Origin of the sequence: Pusillimonas sp. DMV24BSW_D, from assembly GCF_011388195.1 — a bacterium.
In the GTDB taxonomy this organism is placed as follows: Bacteria; Pseudomonadota; Gammaproteobacteria; order Burkholderiales; family Burkholderiaceae_B; genus Neopusillimonas; species Neopusillimonas aestuarii.
This window is the reverse complement of the sequence record NZ_CP049990.1, coordinates 791,183-814,129: the sequence shown is the minus strand read 5'-3', so window position 1 is coordinate 814,129 and position 22,947 is coordinate 791,183. Positions and strand designations below refer to the sequence as shown.

The following is a 22,947-nucleotide window of genomic DNA, read 5'->3' as shown; positions in this document are numbered from 1 at the left end:
TTTATGGATTCGCACGATACCGCAACCGCGTTTCCCCGTTTCGATACGGCCCCAATGTCGCCAGTAAATCTTGCAGCGCCGCCTGTGTTTGCGCCCCCACACCAGGGGCGGAACGTGCAACCACCTCGAAATTAACGTCAGCCCTACCCTGAATAACGCCGCCACCCTCAAGAAACAATGGGCCTTCCGTTGTTTTCAGGCCCATGTCCACCGCGCCCGGTTCACCTCGCGTTAGCGTCAATACATATTGGCCCATGGGACGAACCCGCGTTAACGACGACGATGCACTGAGCCAATCCAGACGCAACAATTCGGCTCCCTGAGCGCGCTCAGCCTTGCCCAGAAACGAGGCCGGCCAAGTTGCCCGCAACACCCCACCGGGACCCATGGCCGCGATCCGGGCATCCAGTGTTGACAGCGCCAACGCAGGCATTTCCAACGATTGCCCCGATACCCCAACGCCCGATACACCGGGTGTAAGCAACAAAGGCCCATTCAACCAAGGATGCTCAACATACCATTGCGGGCGTGGCAGCCAGCCACTACTGCCCCAAACCAATCGCCACTCAATCGGCGTGGGCACGGTGCGCATTCGGCCCTGAACACCGACGGCAATCGTGGCACGCCCCTGCCACACCGTACCATCGGCATCCACAATAGACAAAGGCCAATTTGACGGCACCCACGACATCACCCACCGAGCAGGCAGCACGGCAAACGCCGCAGCAACCGCAACAAGCAGGAGCCCCGCCACCTGAGCAACAACACGCCGCCTCACGAGGCCACCTCGCCAGGCTGCTGCAAAACCACTTCGCCACTAAGCTGATCAGGCTGCGCCCTGCCCGACACGACAGCCCGCGCCAAATCAGCCGCATGGATCTGCAAACGCAAGGCGTACGGGACGTCAGACAACCAGGTAAGCACATCGGCAGCGTTGGAGTTTGAAAAAACAATCAACCAGCGCTGATTGGCTTGTGCACCCGCCCCCTCTTCCAGCAACTGAACCCGCGAACTTAACCCTGCGCTTTGCAGACTTTCCTCTATGGCGCCACGCATCTGCTGATCAGGGATAGCGCCGGACACTTGTCGACTTAACGACTTTGCTTCGACAACCAAAGCTTGAATCTGCACCAGATCAGCGCGTAACTGCGGTATCGACGCCCGTGCTTCATCAATCGTTTTTAACGCCGGCCTCACAATCAACATCCAAACCATGGCAAGCAATAAAAACGCCGCGCAAAACCCAACCAGCTTACGCTCACGCGCGTTCAAACCCGCCCACCGGACTGAGCCATGTTGCGCTAAAGACGCGCCACGTATGCGAAATGTTTGGGCGTGTGATCGCAATCTGAAAAGAAAACTCACCGTTGCCCTCCTTCGCTCACTTGATTCCGGCTGAAACGCCAAATATTGCTGTTCTTACCTTCATCACGACTTAAGGTCAGACCTTGTTGTTCAGCTGTCTGGCGCACTGCTTCAAAAGCCGCACCAGCACCAGAGTTTTCAACCAGCACAAGCGTTAGCACTTGATCCTGGTAACGCAGGGCCTCAAGCTGAATATCGTATGGCCCAAGCAATGCCGCACTATCCAAACCCAACGGAATGAAATCACTTTGCACGGCTGTCCCTGTAGCCCGCAACAACGCATCACGCTCATTCTGTGCCTGGCGCAACGGGTCAATCACCACGCTCATCTGCGGGAATGCGCTTTGCACCTCGCGCACCGCCTGATCACGCAAGCCTTCCATCTCTTGGTTCAACTGGTAGGCATAAAGCTGCAAACCCGCCAACCACACCAGCACAGCCGCCGCGACCCAATACAACGTCGATTTCCATTGCCTGACCGGCGAATGCGGGCGCCACTTTGGGCGCGCAAAGGACCAATCTGGAAGAGGTGTCTGCCAACGCGCGTCAACCGGCAACGTGAGCTGCCGGCCCGGATAAGGATCACGCTGCGGCAATGCGTGTGCCAGCGGCGTAATCCGCTGTACGTTCAAGCCCAAGCGCTCCAGCATCTGCCATCCATGCAGCAAGGCTTTGCGATCCACCCAGGCAACATCCACCCCGCCTTCACTGCCTCTTGGCCCATACGCAATACATAAATCCTCAATATTGCTTAACGTCAATGGCTCAACGCATGCATTAATTGCGTCTTCACGTTGTGACGACCGAACCGGCGGAACCTGCACGGTGGCCACAACCGCATCGTCGGGATGCAGAATCACCTCGACCCAATCAGCCCCAGTGCCTTGCGCGAGCGACTCCAGCGCTTGCTCACCACTACGCAGCAAACGTCCCCCTCGATCAAACAAGGCGAACGCCACTGTCGTCGTTCGATCAATTTGATCCAGTTTCGGCAAAGCGAGTCGCAGGCGGGTTTTCATATTAATGTTCTATCCAGACAACAGCAGGCGGATTCTGTCGGGTACGATGCATCAACGCCTGCACAGTGGTTAAAGCTTCACCCAAGGACACCACACCGGAAACCTTGAACCAATCACTTCTTACTCCTATCGCGAACGCCAGGTCACCGGCCCTCATTTGGGTACGATTTAAAAAATCACCCCGACTATTGAACCATTGCCCCTCATTGCGCGCTTTAACCAACCCCCGCGCAGCGGCCAGACCCAATTCCGGCAACAACGCACTGAGCAGTTCAGCGGGTGCGGTATTCACATTAACCGGCCCCCGTTCAGGCAAGATCGTAATGTAATCCTTAATGCGTGCGATCGTCTGCACGGAAAAACCATCAACCCCTTCCAGGTCGCGCAAAGTGCGCAAGCCAATCGGACCTTGTTGCGTGATTTGCGCTTGCTGCGAACCGGCAATACGTTGCGCAACCACCATAGCCAATTCCGGGGCCACGCCCAGCATTGAAAACAGGCGACGCAATACAGACACCGCGTCCGGCTGTATTCGACCCTCGACCGCCAAGGCATTCAAATTGAATTTCCCCTGCTCATCTTCGATTTGACCGGACACCTGCGCACTGCGCGTGCCATCCGGCAACGGCACCTCAAACCCCACAATGGCCTGCGACCATACCCCATTCGGTACGGTCAAAGCGTGGCGTCTTGCGTCATTAATCAACATCACGCGCGCCCAATCGAGCCCGCCCCGCAATAACCATTTCGCCTGTGCGCGATCGCGTTCCCCCACAAGCAACCGGCTTAGCATAGCCTGTTGTTGAACCATACTTGCCGCCATCATTGAAACAGCCGCCACCACCACCAATGCGCCCACCACCGCCATGCCGCGTTGCATCGAGAGCGTGTTAGGTCGACGGCGGGTGCTCATGGCAATAACACCACTTTCCGAAATACGGCGGGCGCGCCATTATCGATGCGGACAACGTTTACCTCGAACCCTTTCAGCCCTGCTTCGCTCGCGCCTGAATCCAGTGTTTCCGTCGGCGATACCCATTGTTGCTCAGCGCCCCACTCACGCAGGGAGAATGAGGCAATATCCTCCAGTACGACTTCATAACGATTCAATTCCGGCATCGGCAAAGCGTACGACGGATCACTGACCGCCCTTAGCAAACGTGAGCCCTCCTGACGCCACTCAACCAACTGCCACGCACCATTTCCCCGGGTGCGAACAATAGACAAAACAGGCGAGCGCCAAAGCACGCCCACATGACGCTTCAAATCATGCTCAACCTGACCCAACACCCTTGCCAAAGACTGCGTATCCTGAATGCGTGTCTGCAAGACTTGAACTGAACGATCCGTCATGTCGAGCGCGCGCCAGGAAATGACACTGAGCAACGCCATGAGTGCCAGCGCCACCAAGATCTCTATCAACGTTAAACCGCGTTGCGCAGGTATGTCGGCACTCATGGCAGCACCGATAACAGACCATTCAACTCACCCAATACCGGGCCGGCGCCCAAACGGGCACGCACCGTCACAAGACGAAAATTGGCATTGATCGTATCGGCAAACACCTGTTCACACACAAAATCCAAGCCACCTTGCGGACAAGGCTGAAAACGACGCCCCGGAGCAGGCATTTCACGTGACAAGCGCAGTTCGGCCACCCGGTTTTCCACCGCCTGCAACGCCAACGTGCGTTGCTGCAAGGCACGCGTGCCGTCTACGCTCAAGCCCAATGCCCGCATGCCCGCCGCCAAAGCAATACCCACAATTGCCAACGCAATCAGCACCTCGACCAATGTAAAACCCGATTGATTCGAACAACAGCTCATGGCAGCACCCGATACTGCCCCTGGGCCGAACGCACTATCCTGACCTGAGTCAAACCATTATCCAGCTCAACCACCCGGGGACCCGACATCCATTCACGGTTGAAAACAGGTGGAATGGGCGGATCAACACGAACACGCACCGGCTCTTCAGATTGCCAGGCACGCGCCCGCAAGGTTGGATTACGCTCAGTGAGTGCTTGATGATTCAAATCGACATAACGCGCCAGATCGGCCGGCAGATACGGGGTTTGCAAAACCAACTCGAACTTAAAGCCGTTTGCCCCATACCGCCAGGCAATAGACGTTGCCTGTTGGCGCGCCTGCGCCTGGGCCGCCGTAAAAAGTTGCGACAACACCTGCGCGTCTTGCTTCAATAGCCGGCGCTCACGGCCCGCCACCAGGCCAACCCCAACCAAAGCCGCCGTTGTCCCCATAATAGCCAGCACAACCAGCATCTCCAGCAGGGTAAACCCCTTTTCAGCGTGGCTATTGCGACCAGGATCCAATATCCGCATCTTTTCCTTCGCCGCCGGGGCGCCCGTCTGCCCCCAAAGAGAACACATCGACTTCACCATGCACACCCGGATTCAAATATTGATAGGGTGTTCCCCAAGGGTCATTCGGCAAACGTTCCAAATAGGCTTGCCGCCCTCCCTGCGCCGAATCACCGGCGCCCATTAATGCGTTTAAACCTTGCTCGTTATTCGGATAGCGGCCATGGTCGAGCCGATACAACTTCAACGCCTGCATGAGCGAACCAATATCCTGACGGGCGGCAATGGCACGCGCCTGATCGGGGCGACCCATTAAGTTAGGCACAATTAAAGCGGCCAATACACCCATAATGACCACCACCACCATAATTTCAATCAACGAAAAACCGCGTTGGCGGTTCAATCTTCTTTTAAGCGAGGGCATCATTTACTTAGCCTGATATAGAAAATAGCCCGTTATCATGACAGACATAAACAGGTTTCGAATATATACCTTATTCTTAACGGTAGAAACCAATGTTTGCCATTATTTTTCAGTAGTGTTTTTGGTTGTAGTCATGGCAAACTCACGTTGCCGACAAAGCAATGTTGCCTCCATCCTATCTCATGACGATTCAAACCTTCTCTGCAGACCCTGTTGCGCCGCGCGTTGTACGTGCCATCGCCGTTATCGCTCTGGCCGCGGGCCTGGGTATCTGGGCGGCGCTATTGCTCGCCCCCACCCCCCAAAAACTTGCGCCCGCTTTGTCGACTTATTCCGCCAATCCCGGTATTCAGCCCATGGCGCAATGGTTCGGCGGGCGAACACTTGGCATAAAAATTGATCTTGTCGGCGTCATTGCCAACACGGGCGGGCAAGGTGCGGCACTGCTCAGTATCAATAATCAACCTGCGCGTACATATCGCAACGGCCAATCTCTCGCGCCGGGCATTTTTCTTGAAACAGTGTCACACAACGGTATCACCATCAGCCAGGATGGCGTGGCTGAAGAGATCCCCATCACCCGCCAACAAGCCGGCTATCCCAATGGCTTCATCACCCGGAACGCAAACTGACATTTATGTGGGAATGGGAACCTTGGCGTCTTAATCCGGCGGTCAGCATTCCAGCTGCTTTAATCTGGTCTTGGGGGCTTACATGGTTACTGCGCCAAGCCGCCCTGCGGCTCGTTGAGCAAATCAATCCTCGACTTACCAAAAAGAACCCGCTCTTCGATTTTTCCAGCCACGCGCCGGTTTGGCCCCTCACCACGCTCACCACTTTAATCGCGGTGTGGCTTCTAGGACCGACACCCGTTGGGTTGGCCGTCATCGTATTCAATAACGTATTGGTCACGCTGGGGTGGGTCGACGCTCGGACGGGTCTGCTTCCCGATTTGCTGACGCTGCCCCTATTGTGGCTGGGTCTTCTGGTTAATTTGAACGGGGCACTCACCCCCTTACCCGATGCGGTGATTGGCGCCGTGGCAGGCTATTTATGGTTATGGATCACCTTCCAGGTATTTTTCAGAATCACGGGTAAAGCCGGTATCGGGCAGGGCGACTTCAAACTACTGGCCGCCCTGGGTGCCTGGCTGGGTTGGATGGCTTTACCCTGGGTACTGTTGCTTGCCTCTGTTACAGCATTGGTTTGGGCAGGCATCATGAAAATTCGGGGCCGCCTTGAACGCGGCCAGGCAATCAGCTTCGGCCCCTACCTGGCGGCAGGGGGCGTTACCGTCATGTTTTATCTGTTGGCATGATTATTTGAAAGCCACAGTCGGCGCACGCAATTAGTCGCGTTATTCTATTTGCCTAAACCCGCGCATAAAGCCTCAAAGCAATCCGGATCCAACGCTGTGCCTACCGTCCCGCGCATGATCTCCAGCGCCTTATCTACGGGAATGGCACCTCTGTAAGGGCGTTCCGCAGTAATGGCATCGAAAATATCGGCGGTCGTGATAATGCGTGTTTCCAGACGAATATCTTGCTCCGTCAGGCCACGGGGATAACCAGCGCCATCAAGCCGTTCGTGATGCGCGCCGGCAACACGGGCAAGCTCATTAAAGGCCGAAATACGACCGAGTATCGTCTCGGTATAACCGGCATGCCGCTTCACCGCAGCCCACTCTTGCGGGTCCAAACTACCCGCCTTGTCGAGCACACTGTTACTCACCCCCAGTTTGCCCACGTCATGCAATAACGCGCCACGCTTAAGCCAGCGCCGACTCGGCGCAGACAGGTCAAGGCGGAACGCAATCATGTCGGCATACTGCGACACCCTCACACTGTGGCCGCTGGTGTAAGGGCTTTTGGCGTCAACCACCTCGCCAAATGCGGCGGCAATATCGTCTAAATAATCTTCGTCCAGAACGGCTTGTGGGTGTGGCGGTTCCAAATCATGCACCGCGCCGTCAATACCTAGCGAAGACAACATATCCCAGAAAAGCGGGTCGTGTGAAACCGCCTTGAATGCTTTTACCAGAGCAGGATCGAACCACCCCCCCGAGCGCAGGTTAATTTCATCAAGGGCGGCCTGTGCACCACCTTCCGTATGAAAAACATCAATCACCTGGGCAAGCAAGGCAATTCGTGAATAAATGGGAATCTGATCGGCAACGAGGCCGCCGGGATAACCTTTGCCGTTGTAGTGTTCATCAAGACTATGAATACCATCGGCAACTTCAGCGGGAAAACGCAAAAGACGCGCGATCTGAGCACCGCGCTGGCAACGCGTTGAAATCAGCTCCTGGGTTAGCTCATCGGCGTTACGAATAACGGTCATGACACGCCTGAACCGAGCGGCCAACCCCTCATTCAAGCCTGTATGACTTAATACAAAAGACAACGCACGTGGCTTGCTGTCGCCGACGGTTTTAAAATCTCTTTTGAACTGTAAATCGTCGGTAAGATAAAGTTCGCAAATGCGCGCCGCGTTACTGCTACAGCCCAGATCCTTCAGCAGCAACGTGTAATAGAGTTCCCAAAGCTGCTGTTGCGACAGACCGATTTGACGGCCAATATGCATGCCAATCCAGCAACAGCGCACACAATGCCCGGGTGGCTGTCCTTCTGTGATGTCAAGCGCATAACTGAACGCGCCCATCAACTCCGAAAGTTTCAATGTCTTCATTGTTGCCACCACACAATGCAGCATTGTGTTTTAAATGGGGGTTTTTGGCTTAAGGTTGCCGCGAAGCTTGATCATACGCGTTGCAGGCTCGCGAAACAACGGAGGATCAAGCTTCGCCCTAACGGCCTTAACTCATGGGGCACGCCTGGTGGTAGGCATCCTGGTGATCCTTGAACGGGGTGGCAATCGTTTTCAAGGTAACTTGCCCGTCATCCCCTTTCACCACCTCCATGGTATGCATATCCAGAATGGGGAAATTATTGTTGCCAAAACGAAATTTGCCGCGAATAGACTTGAAGTCCGCTTCTTTCATGGCCTTCATGAACGCTTCTTTGTCATCCAGATTCCCATCTACCTTGGCAATAGCGGAGTCAAGCAATAAAGCCGCATCGTAACTTTGGGCCGCGTAAGCCGAAGGCATACGACCATGTTTTTCTTTAAACGCCTTAATAAACGCTTTGTTTTCAGGCACGTCCAGGTCGGGGCTCCAGTGCGACCCGGAGATCACGCCCAAGGCCGACTCTTTCATTGCAGGCAGGGTCGTCATGTCGACCGAGGCAGCCGAAAGCAAAGGAAACTGCCCATTCAAACCGGCCAGATTGTATTGGCGGACAAAATTAATGCCTAAGCCGCCGGGATAAAAAATAAACACCGCATCGGGCTGATATGAGGCAACCTGCGTCAGTTCCGCCGAAAAATCCAACTGATTCAAAGGGGTATAAATTTCGTCGAGAATCTCGCCTTTGTAATAGCGCTTGAACCCGGCAATGTAGTCTTTTCCGGCCTGGTAATTGGGCGCCAACGCCACCACCGACTTATAGCCTTGCTCGGTGGCGTACTGCCCCACCACCTCCGACAACATATCGTTTTGCCACGACGCCATAAACAGGTAGGGTGAACATTGAGCCCCTGCCACTGGACCGGGCCCCGCCATAGTGCCCACCACAAACACTTCCTTTTCCGTAACCTGAGGCAAAATAGCCATCATACTGGTCGTTACCCAACACCGCAGGCGGGCCGGATAGTTCCGCGATAAATCCAATCTTGATCGGGTCTTCTGCATACGCTGCAGGCACCAAAAGCGACGACAGCAATGCCACCATAGCCAACTTCTTTTTCATCATTGTCTCCAAATGTTTTTTTGAACTTCAAGGCTCTTTGCTATGAATGCGCCGAGCCGGCTCGCCAGGCCTCGTATTGCGAGGAGAACCCTGGCGAATTCGCTTTCAGCCTTTCAGGGTCAATACGCCCCGACCGGCTAATGTAGTTTTTCGCAAACTCCAATGCGGGCAATTGCATATGTTGCGGGAAGTCTTCATACCAATCCGCGCTGCGGTTGGCAGCTGAAACAATTTTTTCAACGACAGGGCGCCGCGCCGCCTCGAAACGGGTTAATGCTGCGGGCACATCGTGTGGATGCGCGGCAATGGCTTGCATGAGCGCTTGCGCATCTTCAAGCGCAAGGCGTGTGCCGGAACCGATTGAAAAGTGTGCGGTGCGCAACGCGTCGCCAATAATCACGTACTTCCCAACCGACCATTTCCTGTTGCTGATCTTGGGAAAGCGTCGCCACATCGATTTGTTCACCACCAGCGACGCGCCGTCCAGTTCTTCGGCAAACACGTTCTCGCAATACCGGCGCGAGTCCTCCTCGCTCATCCGGCCCAAGCCCGCGCGTTCAAACGTGGCGGGATCCACCTCCACCAGAAACGTACTCATGTCCGGGGTATAGCGATAGTGATGCGCATTGAAAAAGCCATCAGGCGCCGCTTTGAAGGTTTGCGTTAAGCGCGGAAAAGCACGGGTTGCGCCAAACCACGCAAAATGGTTGTTCAAGTACTCTATCGATGTGCCGAAATGCTCTTCGTACGTTTGACGCACCAGCGAATTCACGCCATCGGCGCCGATCACCAGGTCGGCGTCATCCATTTCTGCAAGGTCTTTAACAATACATTGATGGTGCAGATGCACACCCACCGACAACGCTCGTTCACGCAGAATATCCAGCAGCCTCAAACGTGCAATGGCCGTAAAGCCCACACCGTCGATCACAATACGTTCGCCGTGAATTCGTACTTCGATATCACGCCACGTTTCCAGGCCCTGGGTAATGGCTTCCAGCGTTTCCTCATCATTCGCCCGCAGAAACTCAAGGGCCTCGTCGGAAAACACCACACCGAACCCAAAGGTGGTATTCGCGTCATTTTGTTCGTACACATTGACCAACGCCGAAGGGTTTGATCGTTTCAGCAGGTAGGCTGCATACAAACCCGCCGGCCCGCCACCCAGAATATTGATTTTCACTTTGAGGCCTCCTGCGCCAGTTTTTCTGCAATAAGAGCACGTAAAGCGGCGCGGTCAAGCTTGCCCACCCGTGTTACGGGAAACGAATCGCATGGCTCGATGCGTTCCGGCAACTTATATTTGGCCAGGCCTTTTTCAAGTAAGAACGCACCCAGTTCTTTTACTGTGGGCAACGTGCACCCTTCACGCGCAATCAGAAACGCACAGGCTTTTTCGCCATAGATTTCGTCCGGCATGGCCACCACTTTGCCATCGGCGATCGCGGGGTGACGCGCAATTAAATGTTCAATGTCTTCGGTGCCAAATTTCTCTCCGCCCCGGTTAATGTTGTCGCGCATGCGGCCTTCGAAGCAGTAAACCAGTTCGCCATCGATACGGCGCGCGCGCACCATGTCGCCGGTTCTGAAGAAGCCGTCGGGCGTGAAGCTAACCGCATTGATGTCGGGCGCAGAGTAATAGCCCTGTAACGACGAAGGCCCGCGAAAGCAAAGTTCGCCCACCTCACCCACCGGCAGTTCATTGGTGCCGCCGGGCTGAAGAATACGTATTTCATCGTGCGGAGAGCACCGCATGCCGATGCTGCCGTGACGAATCTCAGCCGAAGCACCGGGCGTACCGGTTAAGATCAGCCCCTCGGTAATGCCGAACATATTGGTTGAGCACACACCTGTGGCCCGCTCAATCGACTCCGCCCCCATGAGCGTAAACAGCATCTTCAACGATGACAGATCATGTTTCGCAACATGCGGATACGACGCAATGGCGGGCGCATGCGGCCCAATCGTAAACGCAAACTGCACCTTCTCGCGTTCAATCATGTCGAAGTAGCGCGCAACATCCCAGCGCGGCATCAATACCGTTGTTGCAGGGTAAATGACGGCCCGCACAATCGAAAAAAGCATGCCCGCGTTATGCAAAACAGGCAAAGCCCAGATGCCGATGTTCCCTGCTTCCATTTCATATTGGTTACACCAATCCCGCCCATGCGCAAGATACTCACCGTGAAAGCGGGGAATAATCTTCGGCACACCCGTTGAGCCCCCGGATAACTGAAAAGCCGCCACATCGCCCGCCGTGAACTCGTCGGATGTATCCAAAGCGGGCAACGATTCAGCACACAAATCGTCAAGTGTGTGCACGCCCTCAACTGTTTCTCCACCCGTCGAAATAACATAAGGAATATCGTGGCGCTTGGCCATATCCGCCGCAAAGGTCAGCAAATCGAAGTTGCCGCCCGCATCCTTCTGCACGAAATAACCTTTGGGCTGCGTAAGTTTGGCTAACGTGCCAATTTCAATTTCACGGAATTGCGGAATACTGCATACGGGGATAACCCCCGCTTTAAAGCAACCAAACAATGCAATAGCGGTTTCAATATTGGTGCCCATTTGAAACATCGCGCGATCGTGCAAACGCAAGCCCAGCTTACGCAACGCGGCTGCCAAACGGTCGGTAACCGCATCAAGCTGCGCAAAAGTAATTCGGCGTTCATCACACACATAGGCGATTTGATCGGGCGCAATTTGCGCCGCATCGCGCAGCGCCTGGCCCATTGTTCTGCGCTCCCACGCGCCGCTCTCGGTATAGAAACGTGCTTTTTCGGCATCGGGATAAACAACCCCGTCGATACGATTAAGTGGTTGAGTCACTGCTTTGTCTCCCTTGTTTTCGATCAATAATAGGCAGGAAGGTTTATAAATACAATGAAGGAACTATTATTATTACTATTCACCATTTAAATAGTGTCGCCTATGATCCCGAAAATGGACCTCAACTTGCTTCGGTTGATTGTCGAACTGCATGCCACCCGGAGTGTTTCGAAGGCATCGGAAGCGCTGCAACTTAGCCAGCCGGCCACCAGCTCGGCGCTCGGCCGTTTACGCCGAATTTTGGGCGACCCGCTTTTCGTGCGGGGCAGGGGCGGCATGATACCGACCCCGCGTTGCGAGCAAGTGGTCACGGCCGCAAAGCAAGCGCTTTCAATGATCGACAACGCCATTCAAACCCCAACCGAGTTTGACCCGAAAACAGCACAGCGCAACTTCCTGGTTACCCTGTCCGACATTGGTGAAATGGTGTTTTTGCCGCGCATCATGGCGCATCTGGCCCGTGTCGCGCCCCAATGCAACCTGAAAAGCAAAGCATTAACCGTCAAAGAGCTGCCTGAAGCCATGGAAAACGGCTCAACCGAACTGGCTATTGGTTTCTTTCCCGACCTGGAACGGCCCGGTTTTTATATGCAGCGGCTCTTCGAACACAACTTTGTTTGTTTAGTACGCAAAGACCACCCCCGGGTGAAAGGCAATAAAGTGTCTTTAGCCACATTTCTTGACTTACCCCATGCCGTGGTCGAACCCGAAGGCCGCAGCCACGAGCTTTTTGAACAGGTCCTTAAAAGCAAGGGCATTTCGCGCCGCGTGCAATTGAATATTCCGCACTTCATGAGTGTCCCCGCCATTATTTCGGCTACCGATATGATTGTGACGGTGCCGCAAGCCGTTGCGCAATATTTTCTGCGGCTTGAAGGGTTACGCATGGTTCAATTGCCGATCAAAACCAGGAGCTATCTGCTGAAGCAACACTGGCATGCAAAACTGCATACCGACCCCGCCTTAAAATGGCTACGCGGTGAAGTGGCCCAGCTGTTTGTTGACTACGACACCGGCCTTAAGAAACAGGTAAAAAAACACTTTCACCCGCGGTCACACTAACCACACAAAACATTCACGCATCCATTTTCCGCCATGCTCAGTATCAAGAATCTCAGTAAACACTACGACGGTCACCTTGTATTCCAGGGCTTAACGTATACATTCGAACCGGGGTGTTTCGCGCTATGCGAACAAGAAAGTACCGGTAAATCCACCTTGCTGGGGATTGTGGCGGGGCTCATCAAGCCCGACTCGGGCGACGTTTTTATCGATGGAATCTCATTAACAAAAGATCCAAAACACGCCAAAAACCGACTCGCCTACGTGCCCGACAACACCATGGAATATCCCATGGAAACCGGCCGTTGGCTGCTGGAAAAAGTCGCGTCAGAGAAAAGCGCGAGCATCGATGACACGGTGCTTGACCTTGCATCCAGGCTGGAGCTGACGCCGCATCTGGACAAACGCTTTGAGCAAATGTCGACGGGCATGCGCCGCAAGGTTTACCTTACGGCAGCCGCAATTGGCAACCCTGCCGTTGTGGTTGTAGACGGCGCGACAAGCGGATTAGACGCACGCGCCTGTGCCGTCGTGGCAGAGCAATTCAAAACCTGGGCTAAAGATCGCGTCGTCCTGTTCGTCAGTTTCGACTTCGATCTGATGCAGGCCTGCAACGCCGACACCATTGAAATTGCCAACCTTCAAGCGTGACAGAATCACGCAGCGTTGCGAGACGATGCTGCTTCGCGCTGACGCTTGGCTTCCTCTAACAGATAGACTTGGTAATCATCCAAATCGCCGTCAAAGTCTTGAATTCCGCCACGCGACACCAGCCAGAACTCGTCGCATACCGAACGCAACAAGGCCCGGTCGTGACTTACCAACATCACCGAGCCCTCAAACTCATTCAAAGCCACGCTTAGGGCCTCGCGGGTTGCCAGATCCAAGTGGTTGGTGGGTTCATCAAGCAGCAGCAAATTAGGGCGCTGCCACACGATCATGCACAGTACCAGGCGCGCTTTTTCGCCCCCACTCATGCTGCCAACCGCCTGCTTGACCATATCGCCGCTGAAATTGAAGGTGCCCAGAAAATTACGCAATCCCTGTTCGCGGCACTCCATGGCACTGGGGCGCACACCGGCGGGCGTGTCGCGCGCCAGACGTATCATGTGTTCCAGTGGGTTTTCTGCAGGCCGCAGAACGTCGAGCTCTTGCTGGGAAAAATAACCTATATTCAAGCCTTTCCCGGTAATGATTTCACCCGCAACGGGTTGCAACGCCCCGGCGATGGTTTTTACCAGTGTCGACTTGCCTTGCCCATTTGCGCCAAGAATACCAATGCGGTGTCCCGCGAGTACAGAACGATTGGCGTTCTGCACGATTACCGTAGGCTTCGCATTAGTGGGCGCATCCTCCGGCGGCGGATAACCAAAGCTAGCAGCAGTCATCGCCAACATGGGGTTGGGCAGACTAAGCGGTGCTTTAAAGCCAAACTGAAATTCTGCATCAGCCAGAACCGGCGCAATTTTTTCCATGCGCTCAAGGGCCTTCACACGGCTTTGCGCCTGTTTGGCTTTACTGGCTTTTGCCTTGAAACGGTCGATAAACTTTTGCAGGTGAACCACCTTTTCCTGCTGCTTCGCATGGGCCGCCTGTTGCAACGCCATTTGTTCCGCCCGCATGTCTTCAAACTTGCTGTAATTGCCGCCGTAGCGTACCAACCTGCCATTGTCGATATGCAACGTGACATTAGTCACCGAATCCAGAAACTTCCGGTCATGGCTAATAACAACCATTGTCCCGGCATAGTTCTTAAGCCACGCTTCCAGCCATACCAACGCATCCAAATCCAGGTGGTTGGTGGGTTCGTCCAACAGCAGCAAATCCGACGGGCACATTAACGCGCGCGCCAATTGCAGGCGCATGCGCCAGCCGCCCGAGAAACTGTTCACCGGCTTGTCGAGTTCAGCCACACTAAAGCCCAGCCCCAGAATCAGGGCCTGAGCCCGCGAAGGTGCATCGTGTGCGCCCGCGTCGTGTAATGCCGTATAGGCGTACGCCATGCGCATGCCATCGTCACTTTCCTCAGACGCCGTCACTTCGTGTTGAGCCGCCAACAAAACCGTATCGCCCTCCACGACGAAATCGGTCGCGCTTTGTTCCGTTTCCGGCATGTCTTGCGCCACTTGCGACATACGCCACTGTGCCGGAATGGAAAATTCGCCGCCGTCGTCGTGCAAGGTCCCGTTCAACAAAGCAAATAACGATGACTTGCCCGCGCCGTTACGCCCCACCAGACCCACTTTCTCACCGGGATTCAGCGAGACGGAGGTTTTATCAAGCAATACTTTGCTGCCGCGACGCAAGGTCACGTTTTTAAGGATAATCATTAAGGGCAGATCTTTATTTCGTGGGAACAAGACCCGAAGCCGCAACTGGCTGGGACCTGAACAAGGATGGTGCAGCGGGGGCCGACTGAGCAACGCACCTGGAAGCAGGGCGACAAAAACCGCGCAAAAACAGCACGAATTGTAGCATTTGAGGCTTTCTTCCGTATATTCTGTGCTATACGCAGGCCTTACCCAAAGGAAAAAACATGGCAAAAAAGAACACGCTGGATCCCGATGAAGCAGCGCTTATTCAATGGTGTATTGAAGTAGAAGGCCTCCTGGTCGCCGCAGGCGCAACCGTGCGCCAGGCGCAGGAACATATTGAAGAACAGGCCGAATGGTTTACCGATATGTTCTACGACGGGCTAACGCCTGAGGAGGCGGCCAAGGAGGCGCTTAATTGAAGCAGACCGCATCAAAAGCATAAGGAGCTGTTGTGTCGTGTGCCGCTACGCAGTACAATGTACTATGATTAGGCGATTTCGCCATAAAGGGCTTGAGCATTTCTTCGCAACGGGTTCAATGAAGGGAATCCAACCTAATCACGCCAAGAAATTAGGGCAAATTCTGCGCGTTCTGGACGTCGCTGTATCGCCGGCCGAATTAAATCTACCCGGCTTCGGGTTGCATCCGTTGCACGGCAATCTTGAAGGACATTGGTCAATTGTGGTTAACGGAAACTGGCGTATCACGTTTGTTTTTGAAGGGCAGGATGTAGATATAGTCGATTATCAAGACTATCACTAATCGAGAAAGATATGAGTACCTTGCATCACCCACACCCTGGACACACCTTGCGCGATCAAGTGATTGCGCCGCTCGGCTTATCAGTCAGCGAAGCGGCGCAAAAGCTGGGTATGTCCAGAACAGCACTTTCTCGTGTGATTAACGGCAAAGCCGGCATCAGTGCGGATTTGGCTATCCGCCTGGAGATGGCAGGCATCAGTACCGCCCGGTTTTGGACTGCACTGCAAACAGAATATGATCTTGCGCAGGCCCGCCTGCACAAGCAACCCCCTATTGCACGACTGATGCCTGAGGTATCGTTTACCTCATAACCATCAAGACTTCGGCATCGGCAAAGCCGGCGGCGCTATTTCAGAATTCAGCGGCGCGCTTACAATCTCTTTGGCATCCAAATCGAATGAATTCAGATCAATACCGCGCAACACCTGATTGTCGTACGTTTTAACGTAGTACATGCCATTGGAAAGATCTGCCACGGTAGACCACTGCGTATATTCAAGCGGATCATCACCTTGATCTTTTTCGCGAACCCAGCCTTTCGGAATATCAAAGTTATTCAGAATATGCTCGGCCAAGCGCACACTTTCCGGGCCGCTTGCCGCCGGTTCAACGCTCATGGTTAAGCCAAGCGCGCGAATGAAACGCGAGGGAGGCGTGCCGTCACCAGGAATGCCTAACAGACCCGAGCCTTGGCCAAACGGCTCAATTGTCATGCCATCCAACTTAAGTGGCTCCGCATTCACACTTGAAAGTTTGACGTAGTTACTTAGGTTCGTAAGATGCCAATCGAAAGTCGGTGAGTTCGTCATCACGCCCACGGGGTTGTCGTACACCTTCAACTTGCCATCGATAGGTTCAACTACCAGCGACGCCCCACTTGCATCATGCAGTGTGTAGTGCAGCGGCGGAGCAATTTTCAGCGCTTCCTGAATCACCTTCACAACGGCCACTTCGTTATTGTTAATGGCCGCTTTCACCTCTTCCACCGTTGCAAAGTTCGTCAGCGCCCAGGTTAAGAAATCCCAAGGGGCAAGCGACTTGGCCGGGTCCGCTTTGGCGGGGTCAGCGTAGTCGGCAAAGCCGGGGAAATACAGCACGCCGCCGGCCAAACCTTTCTCGTTCATGCCGTCAACCAATGTGCTCATGCCAAGCCCATTCAAACCCACGGCAGCATATTTGCCTGTCCAGGTCATCGCTTCCTTACCGTCGGGGCCGATGGAAGACAGCTTATGGTTGCGCGGAATCACCATGGCTTTTGAATCCATGGAAAAACCGAACTCCATCGTGCGGCCATAAACCGACCCGCCATCGCTTGTAGGAATTAAAAAGCTCGTGCAAGCCGACGCAACATGCGGTGCCAGCATGGCTGCGGTCAGCAATGCGGCGGCAGTTTTGCGCACGGAACGGCGCCAGGAAAAAGTAGAAGACGAAACGCTGGAAGGCATAGGGTAAAGTCCTTTCTTTCGTTGTATGGATTAAGCTTCAACCAGGGGTAAAGCCGCATCCCTAAAGGGACTCCCCCGTGCCCGTGCGGGCATGCTGCGAGGATAACATAGGGAAAAGTATGGACTACTAAGGAATTCTTAGTAGTTCGCCAGGAAGGCAACCGACAAGTTAAACGGCGCATCAAACACTATAATCTCGACGCCATAATCTCGGTGGGTTACCGGGTCAGCTCAAGCCGCGCCACGCAGTTCCGACAATGGGCTACTCAGGTATTGAAAGAACCAAATCAGGAAAAAACCTAACCCACCGCCGAATATCATGAAAGGCCAGCCGCCGACTTGAATAAAACCCGTTTTGATTCAACCTCGCCGGCGTTGCCAGAACGGCTGATCAGCCCAGCGAGGCTGCATGCCGTAATAATAATTTCGTTGCGTTAAATACGTTTGCCACAATTGCTGCTGTTGCGCGCTATATTGACCAATATAAGTGTTGCTGCTGCTTAACCCGGCGGCTGTTTCTTCAAAGTCACTTAACGCGTAATGAATCATGTGCCCGGCATGGCTGGCGGTTCTAAGCGCCTTGTCGATACCTTGTGAAGACAGCGGGTCGTAAGCTTGCGCCGCATCCCCCACCGCCATCCAGGCATCACCGCAAAACGCTTGTAAACACTGGCTGTTAGCCGGTGCACCGCGAATCGTGCCGCAAGGTTGGTAGCCCTTGGATTCAAGCAAAGGGCCAATATGTGTGGATTCGCCCAGCAATGCGTCGAAGCCTTCCCGGCGCGCCGCCATTTTGGCCGCCGGTAAATCTTTATCGGAATGAAACACCACCAGGCGCATGGATTCGCCGCCTTCAACAGCCGGTAAGCGGTTGCTATACCACCACCCATTAGGCGCCGCCTCAATCCGTGTGTAGTGCTCCTCATCGGGGTTCGCACAGGAAAACCATTGTGCATAGGCGAACAACTGGTCGTTATCGGAAACCGGCTGAACACCCAACGCCTTGGCCACCGCAGCCCGACGCCCGGTGCAATCGATCAGATAGCGCGCGTGAACCTGTGTTGTTTGCGTTTCCGAACGAAGCGTTAATTGCCACTTAAAGTCGGCGTCTGTGCTCGTACGCACGCAAGATTCGAAACGCACCACTTCAAGCAGCGCAGCACCCGCCGCAACGGCCTTTTCCCGAAGGGCCGCATCGAACGCCAGTCGTTCAACGCACAAACCGAACCCCGTCGACGTAAAAAAGAAATCAGTGACATCGGGCTGCTCGGATGCCCAAACCGAAACATTCCCGGCCGTTCTGAAAACGCCTGGAAAATTTTGTGCCGGGTCTTCAATGTTGCCCAGGAAATGCTTAACGATACCGATGGAAGCAGGGGGCAACGATTCACCCAACTTGAAGCGGGGGGCGGTTCGCTCCTCTACCAGCAGCACACGCCGACCAAACCCGGCCAGCGTGATCGCGGTTGCAGCGCCTGCCGGCCCCGCCCCCACAATTACCACATCCCACGTACCATCGGCCGGGTCGAACTGCGCTAGCGACACAAATTATGATGCTTTGGTCGACGGCTTGTTCAAGGCCGGATCGCGCTCTTGCTCGGTGAACACAATCGATCCTTTATCCTTCACGAAACTACCGTCGCTATTCTTCATGGGCAACACCATGCCCAATCTCGGCCAAGCATAATCCATTTGCTGGTAACCGTCGGTAGACGAAAGCGGTTCGCCCTCTGCATCGTAGCCACGGAACCACTCTTTGTGTGTTCGAGTTTGCGTTGCCGGATCGTATTCAAACACCACCTCGGGCCGTTGTGTGGGCCACCAAGCTTCGTTGCATGACCAGAAGTCGCCCTGCCACGGGCTGGACATATACGCGGCCAGCGAACCCGCCTCGACATCTTTACCCACACGAAACGCCTCAGCAAAATACTCGCGGTAAATAATCAAGTAAGGAAACTCGATACCTGGGTGGAAACCGCCCCCAATAGTGGGTTCAAGTGCTGAACTATCCAACGCATGCGGTTGCTCGTTCAACGGCAACTGATCAAACGGTTTGGGTTCAATGGGTGTGCCAACATCGAAGTTACCGTCGGCCCAATTCTGCATGTGTTTCAACTGCCAATCGGTCAGGCTCAGGAACTGGTCTGGCAAGTCGATACCCAATTGCTCATTCTGCAAAGGTTTACCGCCCGTACCCCACAACTTGGGCATTTTGGAGGCGTCTTCTTCGCGCTGGAACTCTTCGTTCTTCCAACTAGTCGGCCGCTGAGGCGGAGGCGGCATGAGCGAATCAACGAGCTTGCTGTTCTTCCCTGGCGCATGACGCATTAAGCTATAAATTCGTTGCCGAATGGGCTTCATCTGTTCGCTTGGGTCGGACAACAACTTCAGATAATCGGCATTCAGCAAATTACCCGGTTGATTCGGGCCATGGGCGCGCCCCTTTGTTTCACCCGTAAGGCCCGCCGCCTCGGCGCTAACCCAACCATAGTTCACCGCATTGGCGAAGATCGGATACACATCGCGATAGAAATTCGTTTTCTGGTTGGCGTAAGGGTAAGACTCAGGGAAAGCCTCGTACACGCGATCGCGAATCGACACCACATGATACATATAAGGCGAATACTTCGGCGGAGCGGTGACAACCCAGGCCCCATTCGTGGGATTGCGCGTGCCGTCGTCCGTTTCCGATTTCACGTTGTCGCGCGTGCTCAGCACCGTGCCGTCGTTCAACGTCACGGTAACGTCGATTTCACCGCCACAGGTGTCGTCCCACCAACCTGGAATATTGAAATAAGCAAACTGGTTCGTTAGCGGGTTCTGGCCATTATCGGGCCCATTCGGCGGCGACATGGTTTCACTGGGGTTCGACATAATCACCTTGGGCGTGGTGACACTTTCACCTTTCCCCGGCGCGGCCACAAACACCAATCGATCTTTATCGTCCAGACGAAGCTGGCCCAGTTCAATATCTTTCGCCGCAGTGTAGGTGACCTCCACTTCCTTGGAAGGATCCTTCGGCGTAAACCCTTCAAAACGCAACTCTCCGGGCAAGGTGCCTTTTTCAATACCCGTGAAGACATCGCCCTTCATGACGACCGGGTCTTTCTGACCCGAAGCAATCGTGTGCACACCCGGATCAATAATTAATTGGTCGCGCTCAATGGGCTTCTTGCCTGGCTGAATAGATGGGTTGCGCAACTTATCAGGGTCGAACAAATAAGCGCCCTGAAACGCATAATTGGCCGACTTCATATTGCGCACGTGAACCCGCCAACGCAAGGATTTAACCGCGTCTGAGTCGGACGTTAGCTCGCCGATAACTTTATCGTTGGCGTCGTAGGCATACACCCGGTAGCGCTGCGCCTGACGCTTCAACCGCGCCTGGCCATCGCGGTAGGTGCCGCCGTTGGGCCCTGGGCCGCCGCTGCCACCTGGATCCACCACCACCCCCGGCGCCTCAGGACCAATAAAAAACTCGTCACTATTTCCCAGACGGGCAAGACCGATACCTGGATGGATGCGAATGCGCTTAATCTGTTCGGACACGGCTTATTTCCTTTAAAAATTATGCTTAAAAAATAAGGTTGCCTAAACGGCGCTCACGATCTTCCAATCGAGCAAGTCGGCCGATGCAACCTTATACCGGTTACCAAAATGCTCGATGTTGGCGTAGGTAAGCCCGGCGGATTGCGTATGGGCCTGTACCGAAAAGCCCCCGCCGAAGCTTGCTTTGATTGATTTTTCAATACGTGCGTTCATTGCGGCGTTCTGCACATTATTTGCATTAGCCACTTGTGCGGCCATGGCCATGCCCGGCACCATTAACGTTCCCGCCGCAGCGCAGCCCTTGATGAAATCCCTACGCTTAATGCCCATTTGCATCGCCCCTTAATTGTTACGCCCACAGTGGTGGGCGCTGCTTGTTTAGCAAACTACATCAGAATAATGAAACCATTATGAAACGAAGCGTGGTGTGAAGTCTAGACCTGCGCCCGCAAATGCACTAATCACGCCCCGCTTTTTCAATGGCATCGGCAATCGCCTGCGGGTCGGTAAACCACACCTCGTGGCTTCCGCTGCACTCAACATAACGAAACAGCCCCAGCTTCTCCGACAAGCGTGGATGCCATCCCAGGCTTTGCGGCAATGCGGTGTCTTCGCGACAATTCACATAACTCTTCGGAACAGGGCTGGCCGCCATAGGTTGGCTTAACACAATGCCGTCTTGAAACGTTTTATATGGATGCGGATTCAGCTTTTCATAGGCGCTGGTGGCCAAGCTTAGCGAAGCATCATTAATGAAAGCCTCGCGCCATACCGGAAACGGCAACATCACCGCACCATTGTTCTGCGCTGAAACCGCATCGAAAAGCTCAACATAATGCGGCGGTACTAAATCATTCAGCGCCTCGCCGGGATCAGGCACAAACGCATTCACATAAACCAAGCGTGCCAAACGTTCGGGGCGTAAATCCGCCACCCGCGAAATCACCATACCGCCGTAGCTATGCCCCACCAGGCGCACCTCGTTCAAATCATGTTCGTCGAGGTATGCCGCCAGCGACTGCGCCGCGTCCTCCAAGCCAATCGTGGCACGATCATCGCCGGGCCGGTTTCCCGCCAAAGTAGGGCACATGACCAAATGGCCGCGCGAACGAAGATGCTCTGCCGTGGGCTCAAGCTCCGCCCCCGTATGCCAAGCCCCGTGAACCAACACATAAGTTAATTGCGTCATGGTGCGTCTCCTTTAGTGGTTTTGGAGACAATGCTAGCAGAAGCAACGACGATTAAGAAGTAATCAACAACTGGCCGGCAGCAGGGTGAGTCATCCCGGCTCAGCCAGAGCAAGTTACGTTAGCTCCTGATCAATCGGGCCGCGCTTTCGAGGAAAATGTAAAGACTTACCCCTTGCCAACACGGCATTAACGATGCGATCGCAACGTGCGCCGTCGAATGAAAATGCATCGTCCAGCGTTATATCAATATCGTTCGCCAAACTCGCACGCAAAAGGCTGCGGGCTCGATGGTATCGAATACGCACGGTTGCCTCCGGCATTTTTAATGCCAACGCAACTTCTTGTGTCGTTAACTCCTCCACGGCACGTAACACAAACACTGTTCGGTACAAGTCGGGCAGCTGCTCAATATGCGCCTCTATTATCTTGCGCAACTGCGCCCGCATTGCAAACCGTTCAGGCTGTTGGTCGGACTTATCCATTAACGAGGCCTGCACTTCAGGATCAGATGAATTGATGGTGGTATCCAAAGGAATAATTTGAGCACTTTTACGCCGCAGTCGCCCAAGCGCCTCGTTCACGACAATTTGTACTAACCAAGTTGAAAGTTTGGCCTCCAGGCGAAAATTGGGTAACGCTTGCCAGGCCCGCAAATAAGCCTCCTGCAGCGCATCTTCGGCCTCTGTATCACTGTTCAAAATGCTGCGCGCTGTTCTAAATAGCAACCGATTATGGCGGCGCATAATCATTTCAAAGGCTTCGTCGTTGCCAAACGCAGCAGACGCAATGAGTTCTTTTTCCGGCGTAGCTTCTGAGTAAATGAGGGGTGTTTTTAATTGTGTGGTTTGCATGGCA

The 22,947-nt window shown here is 54.3% G+C and carries 27 protein-coding genes and 1 pseudogene; 8 read left to right on the top strand and 20 right to left on the bottom strand.

Annotation, left to right across the window (positions count from 1 at the left end; all coding sequences use genetic code 11):
- Position 1 precedes the first annotated feature (1 nt).
- Genes gspN through G9Q38_RS15355 form a run of 9 tightly spaced genes read right to left on the bottom strand, consistent with a single transcriptional unit; the run spans position 2 to position 5,221 of the window.
- Positions 2-778, bottom strand: a complete 777-nt coding sequence (gene gspN, locus G9Q38_RS03950) for a type II secretion system protein N (RefSeq protein WP_166128020.1) — start codon at positions 776-778, stop codon at positions 2-4.
- A complete protein-coding gene (locus G9Q38_RS03945) occupies positions 775-1,365 on the bottom strand; it encodes a type II secretion system protein M (RefSeq protein ID WP_166128018.1) in 591 nt (196 codons plus the stop codon). The genes gspN and G9Q38_RS03945 overlap by 4 nt, the downstream gene beginning before the upstream one ends.
- Positions 1,362-2,384, bottom strand: coding sequence for a type II secretion system protein GspL (gspL, locus tag G9Q38_RS03940; RefSeq protein WP_166128016.1), 1,023 nt, complete (start codon positions 2,382-2,384; stop codon positions 1,362-1,364). The genes G9Q38_RS03945 and gspL overlap by 4 nt, the downstream gene beginning before the upstream one ends.
- Position 2,385: 1 nt before the next feature.
- Positions 2,386-3,297, bottom strand: coding sequence for a type II secretion system minor pseudopilin GspK (gene gspK / locus G9Q38_RS03935; RefSeq protein ID WP_166128014.1), 912 nt, complete (start codon positions 3,295-3,297; stop codon positions 2,386-2,388).
- Positions 3,294-3,842, bottom strand: coding sequence for a PulJ/GspJ family protein (locus tag G9Q38_RS03930; RefSeq protein WP_166128012.1), 549 nt, complete (start codon positions 3,840-3,842; stop codon positions 3,294-3,296). The genes gspK and G9Q38_RS03930 overlap by 4 nt, the downstream gene beginning before the upstream one ends.
- Entirely contained in the window at positions 3,839-4,210 is a 372-nt protein-coding gene (gene gspI / locus G9Q38_RS03925) for a type II secretion system minor pseudopilin GspI (protein WP_114420248.1), read from the bottom strand. Before gspI ends, G9Q38_RS03930 begins: the two co-directional genes overlap by 4 nt.
- Complete coding sequence (locus tag G9Q38_RS03920; RefSeq protein WP_166128010.1) at positions 4,207-4,725, bottom strand: prepilin-type N-terminal cleavage/methylation domain-containing protein; 519 nt, start codon at positions 4,723-4,725, stop codon at positions 4,207-4,209. Before G9Q38_RS03920 ends, gspI begins: the two co-directional genes overlap by 4 nt.
- Positions 4,697-5,128, bottom strand: a complete 432-nt coding sequence (gene gspG / locus G9Q38_RS03915; protein ID WP_370523902.1) for a type II secretion system major pseudopilin GspG — start codon at positions 5,126-5,128, stop codon at positions 4,697-4,699. The genes G9Q38_RS03920 and gspG overlap by 29 nt, the downstream gene beginning before the upstream one ends.
- A gap of 3 nt (positions 5,129-5,131) precedes the next feature.
- On the bottom strand, positions 5,132-5,221 hold the full coding sequence (locus G9Q38_RS15355) for a hypothetical protein (protein WP_370523879.1): 90 nt from the start codon (positions 5,219-5,221) through the stop codon (positions 5,132-5,134).
- A 68-nt stretch (positions 5,222-5,289) separates the two neighbouring features.
- Between G9Q38_RS15355 and G9Q38_RS03910 the strand changes: the two genes are divergently transcribed.
- Together G9Q38_RS03910 and G9Q38_RS03905 are read left to right on the top strand one after the other, a co-directional pair.
- Positions 5,290-5,760, top strand: coding sequence for a type II secretion system protein N (locus G9Q38_RS03910; protein ID WP_166128003.1), 471 nt, complete (start codon positions 5,290-5,292; stop codon positions 5,758-5,760).
- Positions 5,761-5,765: 5 nt separating this feature from the next.
- The gene (locus G9Q38_RS03905) at positions 5,766-6,446 is read left to right on the top strand and encodes a prepilin peptidase (protein ID WP_166128001.1); all 681 of its coding nucleotides are present in this window, start codon (positions 5,766-5,768) and stop codon (positions 6,444-6,446) included.
- 44 nt (positions 6,447-6,490) lie between these two features.
- On the opposite strand, the gene G9Q38_RS03900 is transcribed toward G9Q38_RS03905, so the two are convergent.
- The 4 genes from G9Q38_RS03900 to G9Q38_RS03885 form a co-directional block, all read right to left on the bottom strand.
- Positions 6,491-7,816: an HD-GYP domain-containing protein gene (locus tag G9Q38_RS03900; protein ID WP_166127998.1), complete on the bottom strand. Its 1,326-nt coding sequence runs from the start codon at positions 7,814-7,816 to the stop codon at positions 6,491-6,493.
- A 127-nt stretch (positions 7,817-7,943) separates the two neighbouring features.
- Complete coding sequence (locus G9Q38_RS03895; RefSeq protein WP_370523878.1) at positions 7,944-8,804, bottom strand: ABC transporter substrate-binding protein; 861 nt, start codon at positions 8,802-8,804, stop codon at positions 7,944-7,946.
- 173 nt (positions 8,805-8,977) lie between these two features.
- A complete protein-coding gene (locus tag G9Q38_RS03890) occupies positions 8,978-10,120 on the bottom strand; it encodes an FAD-dependent monooxygenase (protein WP_166127995.1) in 1,143 nt (380 codons plus the stop codon).
- Entirely contained in the window at positions 10,117-11,769 is a 1,653-nt protein-coding gene (locus G9Q38_RS03885) for an AMP-binding protein (protein ID WP_228276193.1), read from the bottom strand. Before G9Q38_RS03885 ends, G9Q38_RS03890 begins: the two co-directional genes overlap by 4 nt.
- Before the next feature lie 114 nt (positions 11,770-11,883).
- Here G9Q38_RS03885 and G9Q38_RS03880 point away from each other — a divergent pair, with 114 nt between their 5' ends.
- Positions 11,884-12,831 (top strand): LysR family transcriptional regulator, encoded by a 948-nt coding sequence (locus G9Q38_RS03880; protein WP_166127992.1) that lies wholly within the window; start codon positions 11,884-11,886, stop codon positions 12,829-12,831.
- A 33-nt stretch (positions 12,832-12,864) separates the two neighbouring features.
- On the top strand, positions 12,865-13,482 hold the full coding sequence (locus tag G9Q38_RS03875; protein WP_166127990.1) for an ATP-binding cassette domain-containing protein: 618 nt from the start codon (positions 12,865-12,867) through the stop codon (positions 13,480-13,482).
- Between the two features lie 5 nt (positions 13,483-13,487).
- Here G9Q38_RS03875 and G9Q38_RS03870 read toward each other — a convergent pair whose 3' ends face one another.
- Positions 13,488-15,161, bottom strand: a complete 1,674-nt coding sequence (locus G9Q38_RS03870) for an ABC-F family ATP-binding cassette domain-containing protein (RefSeq protein ID WP_166127987.1) — start codon at positions 15,159-15,161, stop codon at positions 13,488-13,490.
- A 206-nt stretch (positions 15,162-15,367) separates the two neighbouring features.
- Between G9Q38_RS03870 and G9Q38_RS03865 the strand changes: the two genes are divergently transcribed.
- The 3 genes from G9Q38_RS03865 (at position 15,368) to G9Q38_RS03855 (ending at position 16,219) form a co-directional block, all read left to right on the top strand.
- Positions 15,368-15,565, top strand: coding sequence for a hypothetical protein (locus G9Q38_RS03865; RefSeq protein WP_166127984.1), 198 nt, complete (start codon positions 15,368-15,370; stop codon positions 15,563-15,565).
- A 64-nt stretch (positions 15,566-15,629) separates the two neighbouring features.
- Entirely contained in the window at positions 15,630-15,908 is a 279-nt protein-coding gene (locus tag G9Q38_RS03860; protein WP_166127982.1) for a type II toxin-antitoxin system RelE/ParE family toxin, read from the top strand.
- 11 nt (positions 15,909-15,919) lie between these two features.
- On the top strand, positions 15,920-16,219 hold the full coding sequence (locus G9Q38_RS03855; protein WP_166127980.1) for a HigA family addiction module antitoxin: 300 nt from the start codon (positions 15,920-15,922) through the stop codon (positions 16,217-16,219).
- A 3-nt stretch (positions 16,220-16,222) separates the two neighbouring features.
- Here G9Q38_RS03855 and G9Q38_RS03850 read toward each other — a convergent pair whose 3' ends face one another.
- The gene (locus G9Q38_RS03850; protein WP_166127977.1) at positions 16,223-17,353 is read right to left on the bottom strand and encodes a linear amide C-N hydrolase; all 1,131 of its coding nucleotides are present in this window, start codon (positions 17,351-17,353) and stop codon (positions 16,223-16,225) included.
- Positions 17,354-17,488: 135 nt separating this feature from the next.
- Here G9Q38_RS03850 and rhuM point away from each other — a divergent pair.
- A pseudogene (gene rhuM, locus G9Q38_RS03845) lies at positions 17,489-17,656 on the top strand (RhuM family protein); the annotation flags it as partial.
- Positions 17,657-17,713: 57 nt separating this feature from the next.
- Here the strand turns inward: rhuM and G9Q38_RS03840 are convergent.
- The 5 genes from G9Q38_RS03840 to G9Q38_RS03820 form a co-directional block, all read right to left on the bottom strand.
- The gene (locus G9Q38_RS03840) at positions 17,714-18,898 is read right to left on the bottom strand and encodes an NAD(P)/FAD-dependent oxidoreductase (RefSeq protein ID WP_166127975.1); all 1,185 of its coding nucleotides are present in this window, start codon (positions 18,896-18,898) and stop codon (positions 17,714-17,716) included.
- 3 nt (positions 18,899-18,901) lie between these two features.
- A complete protein-coding gene (locus G9Q38_RS03835; protein ID WP_166127972.1) occupies positions 18,902-20,902 on the bottom strand; it encodes a LodA/GoxA family CTQ-dependent oxidase in 2,001 nt (666 codons plus the stop codon).
- Between the two features lie 42 nt (positions 20,903-20,944).
- On the bottom strand, positions 20,945-21,232 hold the full coding sequence (locus tag G9Q38_RS03830) for a twin-arginine translocation signal domain-containing protein (protein ID WP_166127970.1): 288 nt from the start codon (positions 21,230-21,232) through the stop codon (positions 20,945-20,947).
- Between the two features lie 127 nt (positions 21,233-21,359).
- Complete coding sequence (locus tag G9Q38_RS03825; RefSeq protein WP_166127967.1) at positions 21,360-22,091, bottom strand: alpha/beta fold hydrolase; 732 nt, start codon at positions 22,089-22,091, stop codon at positions 21,360-21,362.
- Positions 22,092-22,205: 114 nt separating this feature from the next.
- A complete protein-coding gene (locus G9Q38_RS03820) occupies positions 22,206-22,943 on the bottom strand; it encodes an RNA polymerase sigma factor (protein WP_166127964.1) in 738 nt (245 codons plus the stop codon).
- Positions 22,944-22,947 lie beyond the last annotated feature (4 nt).

What these genes read in the sequence shown, in the direction of transcription:
- G9Q38_RS03920 (WP_166128010.1), bottom strand. Translation starts at nt 4,725, where the DNA reads ATGCGGATATTGGATCCTGGTCGCAATAGCCACGCTGAAAAGGGGTTT.
- gspK (WP_166128014.1), bottom strand. Translation starts at nt 3,297, where the DNA reads ATGAGCACCCGCCGTCGACCTAACACGCTCTCGATGCAACGCGGCATG.
- G9Q38_RS03910 (WP_166128003.1), top strand. Translation starts at nt 5,290, where the DNA reads ATGTTGCCTCCATCCTATCTCATGACGATTCAAACCTTCTCTGCAGAC.
- gspI (WP_114420248.1), bottom strand. Translation starts at nt 4,210, where the DNA reads ATGAGCTGTTGTTCGAATCAATCGGGTTTTACATTGGTCGAGGTGCTG.
- G9Q38_RS03900 (WP_166127998.1), bottom strand. Translation starts at nt 7,816, where the DNA reads ATGAAGACATTGAAACTTTCGGAGTTGATGGGCGCGTTCAGTTATGCG.
- G9Q38_RS03865 (WP_166127984.1), top strand. Translation starts at nt 15,368, where the DNA reads ATGGCAAAAAAGAACACGCTGGATCCCGATGAAGCAGCGCTTATTCAA.
- G9Q38_RS03930 (WP_166128012.1), bottom strand. Translation starts at nt 3,842, where the DNA reads ATGAGTGCCGACATACCTGCGCAACGCGGTTTAACGTTGATAGAGATC.
- G9Q38_RS03870 (WP_166127987.1), bottom strand. Translation starts at nt 15,161, where the DNA reads ATGATTATCCTTAAAAACGTGACCTTGCGTCGCGGCAGCAAAGTATTG.
- G9Q38_RS03850 (WP_166127977.1), bottom strand. Translation starts at nt 17,353, where the DNA reads ATGCCTTCCAGCGTTTCGTCTTCTACTTTTTCCTGGCGCCGTTCCGTG.
- G9Q38_RS03825 (WP_166127967.1), bottom strand. Translation starts at nt 22,091, where the DNA reads ATGACGCAATTAACTTATGTGTTGGTTCACGGGGCTTGGCATACGGGG.
- gspG (WP_370523902.1), bottom strand. Translation starts at nt 5,128, where the DNA reads ATGCCCTCGCTTAAAAGAAGATTGAACCGCCAACGCGGTTTTTCGTTG.
- G9Q38_RS03895 (WP_370523878.1), bottom strand. Translation starts at nt 8,804, where the DNA reads ATGATGGCTATTTTGCCTCAGGTTACGGAAAAGGAAGTGTTTGTGGTG.
- G9Q38_RS03855 (WP_166127980.1), top strand. Translation starts at nt 15,920, where the DNA reads ATGAGTACCTTGCATCACCCACACCCTGGACACACCTTGCGCGATCAA.
- G9Q38_RS03860 (WP_166127982.1), top strand. Translation starts at nt 15,630, where the DNA reads ATGATTAGGCGATTTCGCCATAAAGGGCTTGAGCATTTCTTCGCAACG.
- gspL (WP_166128016.1), bottom strand. Translation starts at nt 2,384, where the DNA reads ATGAAAACCCGCCTGCGACTCGCTTTGCCGAAACTGGATCAAATTGAT.
- G9Q38_RS03905 (WP_166128001.1), top strand. Translation starts at nt 5,766, where the DNA reads ATGTGGGAATGGGAACCTTGGCGTCTTAATCCGGCGGTCAGCATTCCA.
- G9Q38_RS03830 (WP_166127970.1), bottom strand. Translation starts at nt 21,232, where the DNA reads ATGGGCATTAAGCGTAGGGATTTCATCAAGGGCTGCGCTGCGGCGGGA.
- G9Q38_RS03820 (WP_166127964.1), bottom strand. Translation starts at nt 22,943, where the DNA reads ATGCAAACCACACAATTAAAAACACCCCTCATTTACTCAGAAGCTACG.
- G9Q38_RS03875 (WP_166127990.1), top strand. Translation starts at nt 12,865, where the DNA reads ATGCTCAGTATCAAGAATCTCAGTAAACACTACGACGGTCACCTTGTA.
- G9Q38_RS03880 (WP_166127992.1), top strand. Translation starts at nt 11,884, where the DNA reads ATGGACCTCAACTTGCTTCGGTTGATTGTCGAACTGCATGCCACCCGG.